The 17,693-nt window shown below is 61.9% G+C and carries 13 protein-coding genes; 4 read left to right on the top strand and 9 right to left on the bottom strand.

The window, feature by feature from the left end; genetic code table 11:
* Positions 1 to 175: 175 nt before the first annotated feature.
* On the top strand, positions 176 to 1,642 hold the full coding sequence (locus HMPREF2526_RS00885; protein ID WP_070545245.1) for a helix-turn-helix domain-containing protein: 1,467 nt from the start codon (positions 176 to 178) through the stop codon (positions 1,640 to 1,642).
* A gap of 64 nt (positions 1,643 to 1,706) precedes the next feature.
* On the opposite strand, the gene HMPREF2526_RS00880 is transcribed toward HMPREF2526_RS00885, so the two are convergent.
* The 4 genes from HMPREF2526_RS00880 to gabT (HMPREF2526_RS00865) all read right to left on the bottom strand — a co-directional run bounded on the left by HMPREF2526_RS00880 (position 1,707) and on the right by gabT (HMPREF2526_RS00865) (position 6,919).
* A complete protein-coding gene (locus HMPREF2526_RS00880) occupies positions 1,707 to 3,017 on the bottom strand; it encodes a YkvI family membrane protein (protein WP_049156025.1) in 1,311 nt (436 codons plus the stop codon).
* 99 nt (positions 3,018 to 3,116) lie between these two features.
* The gene (locus tag HMPREF2526_RS00875; RefSeq protein ID WP_070545243.1) at positions 3,117 to 4,094 is read right to left on the bottom strand and encodes an alpha/beta hydrolase; all 978 of its coding nucleotides are present in this window, start codon (positions 4,092 to 4,094) and stop codon (positions 3,117 to 3,119) included.
* A 14-nt stretch (positions 4,095 to 4,108) separates the two neighbouring features.
* A complete protein-coding gene (locus HMPREF2526_RS00870) occupies positions 4,109 to 5,557 on the bottom strand; it encodes a flavin-containing monooxygenase (RefSeq protein WP_046647718.1) in 1,449 nt (482 codons plus the stop codon).
* A gap of 36 nt (positions 5,558 to 5,593) precedes the next feature.
* Entirely contained in the window at positions 5,594 to 6,919 is a 1,326-nt protein-coding gene (gabT, locus tag HMPREF2526_RS00865; protein ID WP_070545242.1) for a 4-aminobutyrate--2-oxoglutarate transaminase, read from the bottom strand.
* Positions 6,920 to 7,147: 228 nt separating this feature from the next.
* Between gabT (HMPREF2526_RS00865) and HMPREF2526_RS00860 the strand changes: the two genes are divergently transcribed.
* Positions 7,148 to 8,557 (top strand): helix-turn-helix domain-containing protein, encoded by a 1,410-nt coding sequence (locus HMPREF2526_RS00860; protein ID WP_070545239.1) that lies wholly within the window; start codon positions 7,148 to 7,150, stop codon positions 8,555 to 8,557.
* 4 nt (positions 8,558 to 8,561) lie between these two features.
* On the opposite strand, the gene HMPREF2526_RS00855 is transcribed toward HMPREF2526_RS00860, so the two are convergent.
* Positions 8,562 to 10,007, bottom strand: a complete 1,446-nt coding sequence (locus HMPREF2526_RS00855; RefSeq protein WP_070545237.1) for a PucR family transcriptional regulator — start codon at positions 10,005 to 10,007, stop codon at positions 8,562 to 8,564.
* A gap of 117 nt (positions 10,008 to 10,124) precedes the next feature.
* Between HMPREF2526_RS00855 and gabT (HMPREF2526_RS00850) the strand changes: the two genes are divergently transcribed.
* On the top strand, positions 10,125 to 11,453 hold the full coding sequence (gene gabT / locus HMPREF2526_RS00850) for a 4-aminobutyrate--2-oxoglutarate transaminase (protein WP_070545235.1): 1,329 nt from the start codon (positions 10,125 to 10,127) through the stop codon (positions 11,451 to 11,453).
* 73 nt (positions 11,454 to 11,526) lie between these two features.
* On the top strand, positions 11,527 to 12,756 hold the full coding sequence (locus HMPREF2526_RS00845) for an aromatic amino acid transport family protein (RefSeq protein ID WP_070545232.1): 1,230 nt from the start codon (positions 11,527 to 11,529) through the stop codon (positions 12,754 to 12,756).
* Positions 12,757 to 12,980: 224 nt separating this feature from the next.
* Here the strand turns inward: HMPREF2526_RS00845 and HMPREF2526_RS00840 are convergent, their stop codons facing one another.
* The 4 genes from HMPREF2526_RS00840 to HMPREF2526_RS00825 all read right to left on the bottom strand — a co-directional run bounded on the left by HMPREF2526_RS00840 (position 12,981) and on the right by HMPREF2526_RS00825 (position 17,682).
* Positions 12,981 to 13,754, bottom strand: coding sequence for a nuclear transport factor 2 family protein (locus HMPREF2526_RS00840; protein WP_070517824.1), 774 nt, complete (start codon positions 13,752 to 13,754; stop codon positions 12,981 to 12,983).
* Between the two features lie 9 nt (positions 13,755 to 13,763).
* Entirely contained in the window at positions 13,764 to 15,140 is a 1,377-nt protein-coding gene (locus HMPREF2526_RS00835; protein WP_049156035.1) for an NAD-dependent succinate-semialdehyde dehydrogenase, read from the bottom strand.
* Between the two features lie 150 nt (positions 15,141 to 15,290).
* A complete protein-coding gene (locus HMPREF2526_RS00830; RefSeq protein ID WP_070545231.1) occupies positions 15,291 to 16,331 on the bottom strand; it encodes a histidinol-phosphate transaminase in 1,041 nt (346 codons plus the stop codon).
* Positions 16,332 to 16,344: 13 nt separating this feature from the next.
* Positions 16,345 to 17,682, bottom strand: coding sequence for an aromatic amino acid transport family protein (locus HMPREF2526_RS00825; protein ID WP_070545229.1), 1,338 nt, complete (start codon positions 17,680 to 17,682; stop codon positions 16,345 to 16,347).
* Positions 17,683 to 17,693: the final 11 nt, after the last annotated feature.

Raw genomic sequence — 17,693 nt, 5'->3', positions numbered from 1 at the left:
TCAAAGGCTGGTGAATTCGGTTGAGAGGAATCTTGATATGGCACGAGGAGGGGAGCAATGGAGAAACGGTGAATTGAGAGTGAAGAAGGTGGAGGAAACTCCAAACAAGCAGGTTGGGGCATACTAGAATTAGCCGGAGAAAAGTAAGATAGGACACTATTTTCCGGAGGGATAAGTGGCGTCACAGGATAATCCGGTGCTCCGGATCGCCGATCTCGTCGTGATGGAGCCGCGGCTGCGCCGCTTGAGTAAGGCGCTCGAGGATGAGAATTTTGTGGGGCTGTGCGCCGAGGGCGATGGGGACGTGGCAGGTTGGTTTGTCCTTCCCCGGCCGGAGGGAAGCCCGCGCGCCATCCAGCGCCGGCTGGTCGACGCCGCCGGGGTCATCTTCCTCGACTCCGAGTTCGATGAGCAGGAAGTCCTGGACTCGGTGGAGGGAACCGGCGCCGTCCTGTACGGCACCGATGGGATCACGCGCCAAGATATCCGGCGCGCGGTGGATGAGCTTTTGCGGCGCCAACCCAACCTGGCATCCTGGCGCAAGCTCAGCACCATCGGGCAATTAAGCCCCGGGTTAGTCAACCCAGCGCCGGAATCCGAGATCCTTGCGCGCTTTGCCAGGTTCAGCGGGGATTCCCTGCTGCTGTTGACCGTTGACGGCCGGGTTATTGCCGCCGCCGGCGAGCTGCCCGCGCGGAGTATCGCGCGTTCCCTGTCGGTGGTGATAAACCACAGCACCACGACCATGCACGTGGGGCGTTGGAAGGTCTTTGCACGGTGGCTCGACATTGCTGGCGAAAGCCCCTCTTTCGACCACGGCTACTGGCTGATCCGCGGGCGGCAAACCAGTCAGGATGCAGACTTCGATGACCCCGCTTTCGCGGCGCTGGAGGAGCTGCTCACCGCTTCCCTGATGGCGCAGAGAAACATCCAGCGCAACCACGTCGCCGAATCGAGCGCGCTGATGGTGGCGTTGTGCGATGAGAATTCGAATAGGGAAGAAGTGGCCACCACGTTGCGCAGGCGGGGCTTTTCGGAGCATGCCAAGATGCGGCTCCTTGTCTCCGATTCCGTCAAGGATTCCTACCGCAGCGATGTGCGCGACAAGGCCTTCGCCTTGGCCCAGGATGCGGGCGTGCCGCTGGTGCTGGGCTATGTGTCCGGCCGCACCTGCGTGTTGACTACCCATTCGGGAGCGGAGGGGAAGATCGCGGACGTGCTCTTCGGCTCCGTCGGGCTTTCTGATCCCTTCGATACCGTTGAGGAAGGCCCGGCAGCGTGGCTCCAGGCCCTGCTTGCCGCCGTGGTGGTAGAACGCACGCATTCCTTGCACCTGCAGAGCCTGGAGTTTGCTCACTGCAGTGCCATCGAGAAGGCAGCGGCCTACCTGGGCCAGCGCGGCTTGGAGGACGCGGTGGGGGAGCTCGACCGCGCGATTGAGGGGATTAAGGATGGCGAAGAGATCTTTCGCGCCTATGAAGCTGAAAGCTTCTCCGTGGCCCGGGCCGCGAAGGCCGTGGGCGTGCACGCCAATACGGTCCGGCACCGGCTGGAAGCTCTGGAGGAACGGATCCGGTTCTCCGATGCGGATCTGGTTTTGTGGGCGCTGTGGAAAGCGCTGCGCCCCCGCATGCAGCGCTAGGCGGCTGGATGCGGGGGCACGGAGAAGGTGTGAGAGTAGAGAGTGAGAGGGGGAGTGGAGAGAACTACACCTTCTTCTTGCTGCGCGGGATGGGCTTGCCGGTGATCAGCGCGTGGAGCTTGCCGTCACCGATCTGCAGCTCTTCCGGAATGTCCTCGGAATCAACCTCGGTCATGATCTCCTTGATGAAGTCAGATTCCGGGATGGAGGAGTTGCGAGCGATGGCCACTAGCTCACGAGCCTCCTCATCGGAGAGGTGGTTGTCATTCTCAAAGCGCTTCTTGAGTAGCTCACGCGCGCGGCGGCGCAGGTCGGCCTCAGATTGCAGGTCCTTGCGGTTCTTCAACCATGCGAAGCCGATGATGAACATGATGGCAATGCCCATGTATCCAAGAATCGGGTAGACCCAGCCGATGAGGTTGGAGAAGCCGATGAAGGAAAGCACGAAGCCGATGAGCACGGAGATGACATAGACCTTGTAGAAGTTCTGCGGCTTGCCGCGGGTGAGGCGCTTGGCAAAGGCATAGAACATGCCAATCGCGGTGTTATAAATCATGCCGTAGATGGCGACGGACATGGCGATACCGAGCGCCGGGTGAATCTGCTCAATCATGGCCAGCGTTGGCATCTCGGCCTCGGTGATCGGGCCTACGGAGACGTAGAGACCGCCGACCAGGACCGCCAGCAGGAAGAGGAAGCATGCGCCGCCGAGAATGCCGCCGTAGCCCACCTCCTTGGCGTCGAGGAAGTTGCCGCCGATGACGATCATCATGGAGACCACCACGATGACGTTCAGTCCCAGGTTATTGATGGCGGAAACCCACCAGTTGGGCAGCGTCGTAGGAAGCTGCTGCGCCTGCTCATTGAGGTGTGACCAATCTGGGTTGGAGGTGAGCACGGTGTAGACCGTGCCGATGGTCAGCAAGACGATGATGAACGGGGTAATGGCGCCAATGGCGATGGTCACCTTGTCCACGTCGAGCAGACCAGTCAGCAGGGTGAGGACGAGCATGAGGACGGCGCCGATCCACACTGGCCAGCCCCATTGCTGGTTGAGGTTGGCGCCGGCACCGGCAAACATGGCGAAGCCGATGCAGAACAGACAGGTCAGCGTGGCGATATCGAGGATCTTCGACACAATGGGGGTGGACACCGCGTTGAACACGGAGGTGTGCTCTTTGGCGCGGTGATAAGAACCTAATTGGAGAATGGTGATGCCGGAGATGGTCATGGCCAGTGCCGTTACGATGGCGCCGACGACGCCCATGTTGCCGAAAGCAACGAAATACTGGAGGGCCTCGCGGCCCGAAGCGAAAGAGGCACCCGCGAGCACGCCGATGAATGCCATCGCGATGCCGAATGAGCGTTTAAGCATGGTGAACCTAACTTTAGGTGGACAGAAATATTTACTTATGCAAACGGGGCAGGCGGCCTGGGAAAGGTGCCTGCCCCGTGCGTGATGGAGCGGAAGCTTTTAGTTCGCTGCCGCCTTGATGAACTCGGCGATACCAGCGAGCTCCTCCTCGCCGCGGTCAATGACCGCAGCAGAGGTAAACAGCCCGTGGTGGTAGCCCAGAAGGTGCTTGTGCGTGACGTCGACGCCTGCCTTGGCCAGCTTCCCGGCATACTCGATGCCCTCGTCCGCCAGCGGATCGTTATCCACCGTGATAACGAGTGACGGGGGCAGGCCCTCCGGCAGCTCGTGCAGCAGCGGGGAGAGATCCTTCGCCGTGCGCTGCGATTCCTCCGTAACGAAGGTATCGATGAACCAGCGCATGGTGTCAGAGGCCAGCGGGAAGCCCTCTTCCAGGCGCTTGTAGGAGGCACCGTTCTCGGTTCGCTCGCGGGAGCAATCCGTGATCGGGTAGAGCAGGATCTGGGAGCTGAGCTTGGCGACGCCCTCCTCACCCACGAACTCGTTCGCCATCACGGCGGCGAGCTGGCCACCGGCCGAGTCGCCAGCCACCGCGATGGAGGTCACGGTCAGGCCATGCTCAGCCGAGGAGTCGGACAACCAGCGGTAGGCGGCGCGGCAATCGTCGATAGCCGCCGGGTAGGTGTGCTCCGGGGCGAGGCGGTAGTCCACCGCCACAACCGGGAACCCGGTGAGCACCGCGATACGGCGTACCGAGGAGTCGTGGGTCTCCAGGTTGCCCATGAGCCAGCCACCGCCGTGCATGTAGAGCACCGCTGGGGTCTCCTGGCCGCGCTCCGCCTCCGGGCGGGGGTCGTAGAGGCGAACCTGGAAGTCCTCGACCTGGAAATCCGTGGTCGCGGGGTCGTTCTCCTCGTGGAGCGGGTTGGCGTGGGCGGAGGCTACGTAGTTTTCACGCACCTGCGGGATGGGGAAGTTATGGAAGGACTTCGCCCCACCATCGCGGAATGGCTTCAGCGCCTTCCACGCATCCTCAGCGACGGGGCGCCCGGAGTATTCGTCGTGCAAAGTGTGCATTGTGAAACTGCCTCCTAGACCAGCTCGTAGTCGTTGAGCTCGAGCTTGTCGGTGAGCTCGTAGTACTCGGCGACGTTGCCGGACCAGTTGTTGATAACGCGGCCTTCCTCGTTCTTGTACCAGGAGGAGCAGTCAGCGGAGAACGCAGATTCCTCAAGCTCCTTCTGGATGCGGGTGTTGAACTCGTCGATGACGTTCTTCTTCACGTCCAGGGCTGCCTCCGGGTTCTCGCGCAGGTACGCAACGGCCTGGGAGATGTAGCGGTCCTGTGCCTCGAGCATGGCCACCACGGAGTGGTGGTTGAGGTTGGTGTTCGGGCCGTAGAGCATGAAGAAGTTCGGGAAGCCATCCACGGTCATGCCCAGGTAAGCCTCCGGGGAGTTGCCCCAGCGCTCGCGCAGGTCGATGCCGTCGCGGCCAGCAATCGGCAGGTCACCCTGGAACTCCTGGGAGTAGAAGCCGGTGGCGTAGATGACGACGTCGAAGTCGTGCTCGGCACCGTCATCGGTGCGGATGCCGGTCTCGGTGAACTTCTCGATGCCAGCGGTGATGAGCTCTACGTTGTCGCGGTTGAAGGTGGGGTAGAAGTTATCGGAGCGCAGGATGCGCTTGCAGCCGAAGGCGAAGTTCGGGGTGAGCTTCTCCACCAGCTCCGGGTCGTTGACCTGGGAGCGCAGGTGCTCCATGGCCTGCTCAACACCCTCTGCAGCGGAATCGGTGCCCTTGCGGGTGCGGTCGAAGCCTTCCTCGCGAACCTCGTGGATCTCCTGGCGGATAGCGCGGTAGGAATCCGGGTTCTCCTTGAACTCCTTGAGCTCTTCCTCGGTGAAGATGACCTGGTTGCGCGGCAGGATGTAGTTAGCGGAGCGCTGGAACACGGAGAGCTTCTCCGCGACCTCGGCGACCTCCGGAACCAGCTGAACTGCAGAAGCTGCATTGCCGATGACGGCAACCTTCTTGCCGGCTAGGTCAACGTCGTGGTTCCACTCAGCGGAGTGGAACTGCACGCCCTGGAAAGCCTCGCGGTTCGGGAAGTTCGGGATCTTCGGCTTGGAGAGCTGGCCCCACGCGCCGACGAACACACGACCGTAGTAGGTCTCGCCGTTAGCCTCGATCTCCCATGCCTTGAGGTCTTCCTTCCACTCGGCGCGGGTGATGCGGTGGTTGAACTTGATGTGGTCGTAGAGGTTGAACTCCTCGGCGAGAGCCTTGAGGTAGCCCTGCATCTCGTCCTGGCCGGCGAACATGCGGGAGACGCCGAGGTTGAGGAAGTAGGAGTAGCAGTAGATCAGAGCCTGGGTATCGCAAGCAGCGCCCGGGTAGGTGTTGTCGCGCCAGACGCCGCCGACCTCATCGGCAGCTTCGAGGATGAGGAAGTCCTTCTGCTCGTCGCGGACCAGCTGGGCGCCCATGCCCAGTCCGCCGTAGCCGGTGCCGAGGATGATGCAATCGTAGATCTTCATGGTGATGTGTCTCCTTTAAGACGGTGGTGGTTCGGATTAGTTTGCGCGGGTGGCTTCGGCCAGGACCTGGAGGCCGTCGCGCAGGGTGGACTCGTTGATGACCAGCGGCGGCAGGAGGCGGATGACGTTGCCGTCGAGGCCGCAGGTGAGGATGAGCACGCCCTGCTCGCGGCAGGTCTTGGCTACCTTGGCGGTGAGGTCAGCGTTCGGCTGGTTGTTGTCGTCGACCAGCTCGATGGCGATCATGGCGCCGCGGCCGCGGACCTCGGCGACGGTGGTGAGCTCGAGCAGCGGCTCCAGCTCTTCGCGGATGATGGCCTCGATCTCGCGGGCGCGGGAAGCCAGATCCAGCTCCTCCATCTCCTCGAAGGCTGCCAGGGAAGCAGCACAGGCCACCGGGTTACCGGCGTAGGTGCCACCCAGGGAGCCCGGGTCCGGGGCATCCATGATTTCTGCGCGGCCGGTCACAGCGGACAGCGGCATGCCGCCGCCCACGCCCTTGGCGGTGGTGATGAGGTCCGGGATGATGCCCTCGTCATCGCAGGCGAACCAGGAACCAGTGCGGCAGATGCCGGCCTGGATCTCATCGGCGATGAAGACGACGCCATTGTCGGTGCACCATTCCTGCAGTGCCGGGAGGAAGCCCTTGGCCGGCTCGACGAAGCCGCCCTCGCCCTGCACCGGCTCGATGATGACGGCAGCCAGCTCCTCGGTGCCGACGTACTGCTCGATGTAGCGCAGGGTGCGCGCTGCAGCCTGCTTGCCGTCGAGGCCGTCGCGCAGCGGGTAGGACATCGGCGCGCGGTAGATATCAGCGGCCAGGGTGCCAAAGCCCTGCTTGTAGGGCTTGTTCTTGGCGGTCATAGTCATGGTGAGGTTGGTGCGGCCGTGGAAGGCACCGTCGAAGACCACGACGCGGTTCTTGCCGGTGTAGCGGCGAGCGATCTTGATGGCGTTCTCCACTGCCTCAGCGCCGGTGGAGAAGAGGCAGGTCTTCTTCTCGTGGGTGCCCGGGGTCAGCTCGTTGAGCTTCTTGCAGACATCAATGAAGCCCTGGTACGGAGCGTTGAGGAAGCAGGTGTGGGTGAGGTGGCTGGCGGCCTCGGCGACGGCCTTGGCAACGCGCTGGTTGGAAGCGCCGACGGAGGTCACGGCGATGCCGGATGCGAAGTCGACGATGGTGTTGCCGTCGACGTCGACAAGCACGCCACCGTCACCGTCGGTGATGTAGGAGGGGTAGCCCGGGATGACGCCAGCGGCGACGTCTGCTTCACGGGCGGCATTCAGCTCCTGGCTGCGGGGGCCAGGGATTGCGGTGGAGACATTCCGCTCCTGGGGGAGGCGGTGCTTGAGATCCTGCATGCTGTATGCTCCTTAATACTCGGAATTTTTTATGACGTGGGTCATTCTGGCGGCTAGACTCCAGAAGGGCCATAGACAATCTGGTGAAAGAATGGTGAGAAATTGTCCACATTGGATAAGGGGGTAGCTGCCGGACTGGAAGAAGGAAACGTTTCTCTCAGATGGTTAGCTAGCCAACCCGATCTGGGGATTGACGTGCTGCACGATTGCGGGCGGCAGTTTTCCGTTATGCACCCCTGTGAACTGCGCGATCCCCGCGAGTTTGTGGGCTCGGGGGCCGTCATCCTGCTCACTGGTATGGCCTTTGAGGGGCAACCCGATCAGCTAGTGGAGTACGTTCGCAGGGTGGCAGAGGGGGGAGTGACGGGGGTGGGCTTCGGCGTTGGTTTAGCCTTCGCTGAGGTCCCACCCGGCATGGTGGAGGCCGCCCGGGGCTGCGATATTTCACTCTTCACGGTGGCGCGGCGCGTGCCTTTCGTCTCGGTGCTCGCGCGTTTGCACGACGAGTTGCAGCGCCAGCGGGAGGAAGGCTTGGAGCTCTTCATTGCTCAGCAGGGCGCGCTCAACGACGCCGCCGTGTCCGGCCTCGACGCCCTCGTGGATAAAACCAGCCGCCTGCTGGGCGCGCATACCTGCCTAGTGGATAAGGATGGGCGGGTTTTCGCGCAGTCGAGCCACCCCGGGCTCCCGCCGGTGGAGTGGGGCCCGGTAATCACGGATACCCGCGCCCAGAACTTCTATGCCGCGCGCCGCGTGGGCGGGTGGAATGTCTTGGCCCAGCGCTTGGCCGATCACGGTGCGCGCTCCTTCGGGCTGCTGGCGGTGGCGCGGGAGAGTTTCGGTGTGAACGAGCGCGCGCTGCTCAAGCAGGCCGCCGGCCTGGCGGAGCTTACCGTGAAGCGCCCGCAGGAATTACGGCGCACCCAAAACGAACTCAACTCCATGGCGATGGCCATTCAGTTGGGTATGGACCAGCCGGAGGATCCCATGCGCCGCATCTTCCGGCTCGTGGGCGATGCACAGGGCCGCGTGCGTCCGGTCTTGGTGAAATCGGAGGGCGAGCGCGCCCACCAGCGCTTCCTCCACGCCCTGGACGCCCGCCTGCAGGATCACGGGCGCTTGCTTTTCGAATACACGCTGGATAAATCCTCTAGCCTCCTGCTTTTCAGAGGAAGCCGCACAATGAAGAACCTGCAGGACTTGTTGCGCGATATCCGCGGTAGCAAGCGCATCGTCGTGGGCCAGCCCATGCCGTGGGCCGAGCTGGGCGTGGGCATTGTCCGCGAACTAGAGTCCTTCGCTTTCGGGCTTCAGCCCGGGATGTTGGCGGGGCCAGAATCGCGGACGTTGAGCTGGACTAGGGATCCCAGGGTCAAGGGCGCGGTGCACAACCGGGCCGAAGAAACCTGGGGCAAGGTGCGCGCTCACGACGCGGAGCACGGCACCGAGTTGGCGGAAACCCTGGAGGTCTACCTGCGTGCGGGCGGGCATGTGAGCCGAACCGCTGAGGAGCTTCAATCACACCGGCACACCGTGCGCAAGCGCATCGCGGACTTGGAGGATCTCCTCGAGGTGGACCTCAAGGACCCGCTCGTGGCGGCGGAGCTACTGATTCTCGGAGTGAGCGTTACGGACTGAAGCTCTAAGAGTCGATGCTGAGTAGGAGGAGTTCCGCACGGGTGACGGGATTGCTCAGGTCCACCCCGCAGAGGTTTTCTACCTTGTCTAGCCGGGCGCGCACCGTGTGGCGGTGAACGCCCAGCTCCGCCGCAGCGGTGGCCAAGTTGGCGTTGCCCACGAGGAAGGCGCGCAAGGTGGCGAGTAGCTCGGTGTTGTGCTGCGCATCGTGGGCGGCCAAGCGGCTGACCGTGGCCGCGCGCCGGGCGCCGAGGGCCTCCGAGACGCCGGGTTCTGCCAGCCAGGTAGGCGCAGCAGAATCAAAGGCCGCTACGGTGCCAAGGGGCAGGCTGCGCGCATGGCTTTGAAGAGAAGACAGCAGTGCTGGGTTCAGCTCCTGCCACGCAACACCCCGAAGGGCGGAGACGCGAAGGTAGCGCGACTGTTTCTTGAACAGGTGTGAGGTTGCGGTTCCCGGAGGAAGCATGAGAAGTGCAGAATCCTGTTCTGGGCGGACGAAGCTGTGCGGCTCGGCCTTGCCGATCTCACTCACTGTGCGCGCGAGGCGTGAGGAGGTCGAGGCTGTGAGGTAGAGGATGTCCACGAGGTCGTGGCTATCAATCAAGTGAAAGGCCGCGTGCAGGGCGGGGGAGTCAACGCCGGCGAGCTGGGCATCAAGCGCTAGCGCCCCGAGAATAGCGTGGTTATTGCCATCGGGGTGATCAAGCAGCAGGCTGGCCAGACCCGAAAGATGCCGGATGAGCGCGCGCGAATAAGAATCGAACTTCTCCGAGCGCCTGGCGGCGACGGCCCAACGCCGGCCCGCGGAGCCGAAGGTGCTGGTGATGGTGGCGCCCGTGCTTGTCGACGTCCCCGTACCCCGCCCAGCCTGCTCCGCGGCCTCCACCGCGGCGTCGGCCGCACTGAGCCGGCCTCGATCGCTGCGGCTGACCACCGCTCCGGAGGAACTGGCTACCGCTACCGCGGCGCCGAGTTCCTTGCCTGCCTGTGCGATGAGTGCGCCGATGCTCGTGGCCGCCGCCTGGTTGAGGCGCTCCTGCTGGCGGTGGAGTGCAAAGTGCGCGTTGTTGTCCAAGCGGGCCTGTTCTTGAGCCACGGCCGTGGTGATGGACACGAAGCGGGTGGCGCGCGGGATCTCAAAAAGGGTGAGGTGGTGCTGGGAGCAGACGTGGATAAGTTCTGTGGGGACCTCATCGAAGGCAAGCCCGGTGCCGAAACCAATGCCGTGTACCCCGGCTGCAGCGAGGGCGGCGGCATAGTGCTCGAAGCCTTCCGGGTCGTCGCGGAAAACGAGCCCCAGAGTGAGCATGAGCGCGCCGGGGGAGGTGAACTCGGTGGGGTCTGCGAGCTCGGAGGCGTGGATGGTGCTGAATGAAGCGCTGCCGGCGACGATGCTTCGCAGGTTCAATGAGCGCTGGTTGAGAAGCCAGCGGAAGGAAATCTCACGCATGGTGGACAGAGTACACAGCTGTGGGCAGAAAATTTATACACCCTGTCCATAGTGGTGTCAGGGTGGTAGGGGCCACACTAAGTGGCATCCTATTCATCCGAACACAAAAGGAAGACCATGCAGGAACTTCAGTACCACATTGAGCAGTCCCGCCACCTGGGCCAGCAGGTCCCGGGCCCGAAGAGTGCCGCCTTGGATGAGCGTCGTAAGAATGCCCTCCCCGCGGGTATGGCGCCCTCGCTTCCGGGCTACGTGGTGGATGCCGATGGCGGCATTCTTGCCGACGCCGACGGCAACCGCTTCATCGATCTCGCTTCCGGCATCGCCGTGACTTCCGCTGGTGCCTCGAACCCGGCCGTCGTGGCTGCGGTGCAGGAAGCTGTTGCACACTTCACCCACACCTCCTTCACCATTTCCCCGTACGAGTCCTACGTGGCCGTGGCAGAAAAGCTCAACGAGGTCACCCCGGGCGATCACCCGAAGAAGACCGCGCTGTTCAACTCCGGTGCGGAGGCCGTCGAGAATGCCGTGAAGATTGCCCGTAACTACACCGGCAAGCGCGGCGTTGTCGTCATGGACCGCGCCTTCCATGGACGCACCAACCTGACCATGGCGATGACCGCCAAGCAGTCGCCCTACAAGAATGGCTTCGGTCCCTTCGCACCGGAGATTTACCGTGCACCGATGTCCTACCCGCTGCGTGACGGCCTGAGCGGCGCCGAAGCTGCCAAGAAGACCATCACCATGATTGAGCAGGAAGTCGGCGCAGCCAACCTGGCCTGCGTTGTCGCTGAGCCGATCCAGGGCGAGGGCGGCTTCGTCGTTCCGGCGGAGGGCTACCTCGCAGCAATCCAGAAGTGGTGCAACGACAACGACGTGGTCTTCATCGTCGACGAGATCCAGGCAGGCATGATGCGCACCGGTACCTGGTTCGCCTCCGATCATGAGGGCATCGTTCCGGACATGGTGACCATCGCGAAGGGCATTGCCTCCGGCATGCCGCTGTCCGCAGTGACCGGCCGTGCAGAAATCATGGATGCTCCGCAGCCGGGGGGCCTGGGCGGTACCTACACGGGTAACCCGGTGGCTTGTGCTGCTGCGCTGGCAACCTTCAAGGAATTCGAGGAGAAGGACTTCGGGGCACGTGCCCAGAACCTGGAGAAGATTGCCCGCGAGGAGCTGGAGCCCATCCTGGGCGATGAGCGCGTAGCAGAGTTCCGCGGCCGCGGCGCCATGCTCGCCCTCGAATTCGTCACCGCTGAGGGTGAACCGGATTCCGAGCTGGTGCACAAGATTGCCAACGCCGCCAAGGCTGAGGGCGTGCTCATCCTCACCTGCGGCCTCGACCACAACGTCATCCGCTTCCTGCCCTCCCTGGCCATCCCGGAAGACTTGTGGCGTGAGGCGCTGCAGGTCGTCGTCAAGCAGTTCAACGAGTACAAGTAGCTCACTCTTTCGCTCACCCGGTTCTTTCCGGGTGAGCTCCTGTTTTATTAGTCCTTAGTTATCGGAGAAGTTTTTGTCCAACAACATTTCTGTGTCGCAGAAGGATGAGTCCACGGCGGAGTTCAAACCCGCGCTGTCCTTCGTGCAGGGCATCGCCCTTATCTTCGGCACCAACATCGGTGCTGGAGTCCTCTCTATTCCTTATGCCGCCCGCAACGGAGGGTTCCTCGCACTCGTTATTGCTCTGCTGATAGCAGGTACCCTCACGACCATTTCCATGCTGTACGTGGCGGAGACAGCCATGCGCACCAAGGCGCCGCTGCAGGTTTCCGGATTGGCGGAGCATTACCTGGGGCAGTGGGGCCGCTGGTTGGTTTTCGTGGCCATCATCGTCAACGGCATCGGTGCGCTGATTGCCTATGCTGCTGGTTCGGGTGACTTGATCAACAACATCTTCGGGTTGCCGCCGCTACTCGGCACACTGATCTTCTTCGGCTTCGGTTCGTGGGTGATGTACCGCGGCCTGCACACCACGGGTGCAGCTGAGGGAGCCATCACTGCCGGTATGGCGATCATTATCGCGGTGCTGTGTGGATGGACAATCCTGGGACCGGGTATCAAGGCTGAGAACCTACTGGTTCTTCATCCCTTCTTCATCGTCCCGATTCTGAACCTCGCGGTTTTCTCCTTCCTAGCGCAGTACGTGGTTCCGGAACTGGTGCAGGGCATGGACCCAGCCAAGCCACAGCAGACCGCGCGGGCAATTGTGCTCGGCATGGTGGTGACGGGCTTTACCTTGGCGTTGGTTCCTTTTGCCGCCCTTGGTCTGCTTGGCATGGAGGTCACCGAGGTGGTGACCATTGCCTGGGGTGAGGCACTGGGGCCGGTGGCCTACTACTTGGCCAATATCTTTGCGCTGGCGGCCATGCTGACGTCGTTCTTGGCGATTGGTTTTACCACCATGCGCAACGTCCTCGACATCTTCCACTGGGAAGGCGTGAAGGGACAGCGCATCGTGGCAGTGGCGCTGACGGTTGTTCCGCCATTGGTGATTTCCATTGCTGGCCTCGGCGGTTTCGTTGCGGCATTGTCCTATGCCGGTGGCTTCGCAGGCGCCATCATGTCCGTCATCCCGGTGATGCTGCTGCACGCCTCCCGTAAGAAGGGCGACCGCGACCCGGGCTGGAACGTGGGCGGACTCGCACACCCGGTAATCCAAGGAACCATCATCGTGGTTTATGTCTTGGCCTTCATCTACTCGATCATTTCCATCCTCGGGTTGGTGCCGGCAGGCTGGGCTTAGAGCCAGCTTTAGATGCGGCACTTTTAGACGCGACGAACTCGCCTAGTTGCCAAAGTTCGGGCCAGATCTTGAGTCAGGAGCGAGGGTTTTGGCAGAACGGGCAGTTTCGGCCCGGACCTGGTTCCAGATCGCGCCGAAAACACGAAAAGGCTGGGCTGCTCCCCGTATCAAGGAGCGGCCCAGCCTTTCGGCGTGCGGCCTAGGTTTGCAACCTAGGTTATGGCCTAGAAGATGCCGTGCTTATGAAGCGCCTCGTCATCGGAGGGGACCTCAGAAATGGCATCCCACATTTCGACGAGCTTGCCGTCCTCGACGCGCCACAGCTCGCAATAGGAATGGCGCGCACCAGCGATGCTGCCTTCGGAATGGGTCAGAACGAACTGTCCTTGTGCAACTGTGCGGTGGATGCGCTCATACTCCAGACCTTCGCCATCTTCCTGCAGCTTGGTGAGGAAATCGACGCAGTTTTGGGCGCCGTCGGCGATATCAGGGGAATGCTGGGCAAATTGATCATCGCGGGTGTTGTCGATGAAACCGGAGTAGTCACCGCCGATGAGAGAGCGGGTGAAGAACTCGATGACGAACTCTCGGTTCTGCTCGGTGAGGCTCTCATCACCGATCTCGGTAGCGCCATCGAGCTGCGTGCGGCCGCTTGCGTTCGGTTCCGCAAGGGGAACGAGGTTGTCCCAGTGCTCGACAATCTTGTCGCCCTCGACGCGGTAGATATCGAAACCAACGAACGGCTCATCCTCGATGCCGTCGAAGCGACCATGTAAAGCGACGAGGCCGTTGGCTTCGTCGGCAATCACCCGGGCGTTGGTGTACTTCAGACCCTCGCCCAGATCCGTGACAAACTTCTTGAGACCTTCTGCATCATTAGCGATGAGGGGAGAGTGCTCCACGAAGTTGTCGGCGAAGTGCTTGTCCAGGACGGAGGTATCGTGGCCGTCGAAAAGCGCGGTGTGGACCTCGAGAACGAAGTTTCCTAGTGACGTCATGGGATCTCCTTAGTTGGCCACGAAGTAGGTGCGCTTGTTGACAAACTCATCCATGCCGTAGGGGCCCAGCTCGCGGCCGTAACCGGAGTTCTTCACACCACCGAAGGGGACCTCGGCGCCCTCCGCCGCGTAGGTGTTGACGTTGGACATGCCGACCTCCAGGCGCTGGGCAATCTTCTCAGCGCGCTCGACGTCCTTGGAGAAGACGCAACCGCCCAGGCCGTACTGGGTGTCGTTGGCCAGCTCGAGAGCCTCGTCGTCGCTGCTGACCTTGAACACGGTCGCCACGGGGCCGAAGAGTTCTTCGTAGTAGACATCAGAGCCAACCGGGACATCGGTCAGCACGGCGGGGCTGAAGTAGGAAGACTTCTCATCCGCCAGCTCACCGCCGACGTGCAGGGTGGCGCCGGCGGCCACGATGCGGTCGATCTGATCCTTGAGGTTTTCTGCCGCGCTGCGCGAAGACAACGGGGTGTAGACGGTTTCGGAAGCCTCCTGCGGGGTACCAGGCTTCATAGCCTTTGCGAGCTCGACCAGCTCAGCGACGAACTCGTCGTAGATATCGTCCATCACGATCAGGCGCTTGTTGGAGTTACACGCCTGGCCGGTGTTGTACATGCGGGTCTCCCACGCGTCCTTGGCTGCCTGCTTGACGTCATCGGTGTCGAGGATGACGTACGGGTCGGAGCCACCGAGCTCGAGAACTGCCTTCTTGAGGTTCTTCGCAGCCAGAGAGCCCACCGCAGCACCAGCGCGCTCGGAGCCGGTGAGGGACACACCGCGCAGCTCCTTGTGCTCGATGATCTTCTCTGCCTGCTCGTGGGTAGCGAAGACGTTGGTGTAGACGCCCTTGGGAACACCGGCATCATCCATGATCTTTTGGATGGCAAGCGCGGAGCGCGGGCAGATGGTGGCGTGCTTCAAGACGATGGTGTTGCCCAGCATCAGATTCGGGGCGGCGAAGCGCGCGACCTGGTAGTAGGGGAAGTTCCACGGCATGATGCCCAGCAGAGCGCCGATGGGGCGGCGCTGAATGTAGCCCTTGCCGTCCATCTCGACGGGGATTTCCTCGTCGGCGGCGAACTTGGGGCCGTTGTCGGCGTAGTAGCTAAAGATAGCGCCGCTGAACTCAGCCTCCTCGACGCCCTCGGAGATCGGCTTGCCCATTTCGGTAGCGATGATCTCTGCGAGCTCATCCTTGCGCTCTTCGAAGAGCTCGGCAACGCGTGTGACTACCTTGGCGCGCTCCTCGATCGGGGTCTCGCGCCAGCTGAGGAATGCCTCGTGCGCGGAGTCGACAGCGGCCAGGACCTCCTGGTCAGTAGCGTGATCAAAAGTCTCGAGAACCTCACCGGTAGCGGGGTTTTCTACGCGAAATCCGGACATTGCTTCATCCTCCAATGATTGAAGTGTGTATGGTTGCGTCCCATTATGGGGTTGTATGTGACTTATTGCAAGGTCCTTGCGTTTTATGTCATTTGTCTCAGTATGGGCTTATGGGGCACTTGGGCTGAGGGGGTGAAAGGAGGAGGCCACCTAGCCCCGCCAAGGTTGAATCCCCGCGCGGCGCCAGGCTTCCAAGAACTGGGTGGTTTCTGCTTCATCGGTGATGGACACGCGCACACCCTCATCGAGGTAGCGGCGGATGACCACGCCTTCATCGAGCATTTTCGTCTCCACCTCTTCGGCATCTGGGCGCGGCAGCCAGACGAAATTGCCATAGGACTTCTCGGCTCCCAGTTCTGCGCAGACGCGGTCGCGTTGTGCTTTGGTGATCTCGACGGCGTCGTCAAGCTCGTCGTGGCGCTTGAGCACCTCCACGGCGGCAGTTTCTGCCATGGCGGTCACCGTCAGCGGTAGGGAGAGCAGCCGCAGCGCGTTGATGATCTCTTCGCCTGCCACCGCGTAGCCCACGCGCATGCCGGCCAAACCCCAGGCCTTGGAGAAGGTGCGCACGCCCAGCAGGTTGGGGTAGCGCTGGTATTCCTCCACCGAATCCGGGGTATCGGGTGCGTCGTTGTATTCCCAGTAAGCCTCATCCAACAGCACGACGACGTCCTTGGGTACCTGGTCCATGAAGGCGCGGAATTCACCGCGCGTGATGACGGTGCCCGTCGGGTTATTGGGGTTGCACAGGATGATGAGCTTGGTCTTCTCCGTCAGAGCGGCGAGGACTGCCTCCAAGTCGACGCGGTAATCCTCCGTGAGAGGGACCAGGATCGGTTCCGCGCCGGCCATACGCACGTAGAGGGGGTAGGCCTCGAAGCTGCGCCAGGGCACGATGACCTCATCGCCGGTCTGACAAGAAGCCAAGATGGTGGCCTGCAGGATGGGCGTGGAACCCGCGGAGACGAAGATATTATCTGCTGGGACTCCTAGGTAATTGCACAAGGCATTGGTGAGTTCCAGGCTGCCGGGCTGCTGGTAGCGGTTGGTGGTGCGGGCGGCGTCGGCAACCGCGGCAATGATGTCCTCGGCAGGCGGGAAGGGGACCTCATTGGAGGAGAGTTTCAAGGCATTGGGGAAATCCTTGCCTACCTTGTACTCGGGGAAGCTTGAGAGATCACTACGAAGCATAATCACGTCCTTTCTAAATCATGTCCCAGATGGTCACGGCCATAATCAGCAGGCCCATGCCGAAGACGAAGTAGTTCCACGGGTCATTGCGGAATTTCTTGTACACGTCCAGTTTCTTGAACATATACACCGGAACCAGGTAGACGATGAACGCCACGAAGACACCGGAGACAACCGAAATCATGGAAATGATGGAGGGGTTAAAGATCGCCACGAGCGTGGTGCACACGAAGGCGATGAGATAAATGATGTTGAGCAGCGTGCGGTGCGAGACCTTCTCCGCCAGCTTCGGCGCAGCGTTCTTCAACAGGTACTCCGTGCCTTCTTCGGTACCGAGCATGTGGCCGAAGTAGGAGGAGACGATGGCGCAGATGACCACGATGGGGGCCATGTAAGCCATGAACGGAGTGCCAGTGACGTTGGCGAAGTAGGAGAGCACCGGGATGTTTTGCTCGAGGGCCTCATTCATGCCGTCGGCGCCGAGTGCGAGGACGCAGGACCACACGAAGAACATAGTGAAGACGACGAGCAGGATAGCGGTGTAGAACTCCGTGCGGGAAACGCGCTTCTCGGTCTTCTCGCCGTACTGCGGCTGCATGTCGATGGCGAACTGCGACAGCGCCGCCATGTGGGAGAAGGAGAAGACCAGCACCGGCAGGATGAGGAAGATGCCCTTGATGATGCCGCCGTAGCCATTCGAGCCGTCATCGAAATGGATGAAGCTCTGGAGGTCCCAGCGTGGGATGAGGTAGATGGAGGTGACGGCCAGGGCGATAATCAGCGGGTAGACCAGCACCTGGGCCAGCCAGATCATCGGCTTGCGGCCGATGGCGAAGGCGCCGGTCATCACGCCCACGCAGAGCATGGCCAGCAGCCACCGGTCGAGCGACGGGCCACCCAGCTGGTTGACAATGAAGCTATCCACCGCGTTGGTGATGGAGACACCGTAGATGAGGACGGTGGAAAAGACCGTGATCCAGTACAGCACCGCGAAGACGATTCCTTGGCCTTTGCCCAGATACTGGGAGACCAACTCGAGGATGTCCTTGCCGTGGTCCTCTTTGGGCGCGCCCGCAACAATCCGCGCGTAGGTGCGGTGTGAAAAGTACACCAGCGGGAAAATGAAGACCGTGGCGAAGACCAGCGGCCAGAACCCGAAACCGCCGGCATTCAGCGGTAGGAAGAGGATGCCAGCACCCACGGCGGTGCCGAAGAGCGTAATGATCCACGATGCAGTGGAGGCAGCGGGGCGCTGCTTGGCGACGACCCCATCGCCCACAATGTGCTCGCCTTCCTTCAGCTGGCTAGCGGGTACGGCGTTCGAAGTTGGAGGAGTATGTGTCGTGCTCATGGTGAGCCTCC

This window comes from Corynebacterium sp. HMSC070E08, assembly GCF_001808895.1.
In the GTDB taxonomy this organism is placed as follows: Bacteria; Actinomycetota; Actinomycetes; order Mycobacteriales; family Mycobacteriaceae; genus Corynebacterium; species Corynebacterium hiratae.
This window is presented reverse-complemented; position numbering and strand designations above follow the sequence as displayed.

Bases quoted from the DNA above. Each gene is read 5' to 3' on its own strand.
- HMPREF2526_RS00825 (WP_070545229.1), bottom strand. From the start codon at position 17,682: ATGAGCACGACACATACTCCTCCAACTTCGAACGCCGTACCCGCTAGC.
- gabT (WP_070545235.1), top strand. From the start codon at position 10,125: ATGCAGGAACTTCAGTACCACATTGAGCAGTCCCGCCACCTGGGCCAG.
- gabT (WP_070545242.1), bottom strand. From the start codon at position 6,919: ATGCAGGATCTCAAGCACCGCCTCCCCCAGGAGCGGAATGTCTCCACC.
- HMPREF2526_RS00880 (WP_049156025.1), bottom strand. From the start codon at position 3,017: ATGCTTAAACGCTCATTCGGCATCGCGATGGCATTCATCGGCGTGCTC.
- HMPREF2526_RS00855 (WP_070545237.1), bottom strand. From the start codon at position 10,007: ATGCGTGAGATTTCCTTCCGCTGGCTTCTCAACCAGCGCTCATTGAAC.
- HMPREF2526_RS00860 (WP_070545239.1), top strand. From the start codon at position 7,148: ATGCACCCCTGTGAACTGCGCGATCCCCGCGAGTTTGTGGGCTCGGGG.
- HMPREF2526_RS00840 (WP_070517824.1), bottom strand. From the start codon at position 13,754: ATGACGTCACTAGGAAACTTCGTTCTCGAGGTCCACACCGCGCTTTTC.
- HMPREF2526_RS00875 (WP_070545243.1), bottom strand. From the start codon at position 4,094: ATGCACACTTTGCACGACGAATACTCCGGGCGCCCCGTCGCTGAGGAT.
- HMPREF2526_RS00835 (WP_049156035.1), bottom strand. From the start codon at position 15,140: ATGTCCGGATTTCGCGTAGAAAACCCCGCTACCGGTGAGGTTCTCGAG.
- HMPREF2526_RS00830 (WP_070545231.1), bottom strand. From the start codon at position 16,331: ATGCTTCGTAGTGATCTCTCAAGCTTCCCCGAGTACAAGGTAGGCAAG.
- HMPREF2526_RS00870 (WP_046647718.1), bottom strand. From the start codon at position 5,557: ATGAAGATCTACGATTGCATCATCCTCGGCACCGGCTACGGCGGACTG.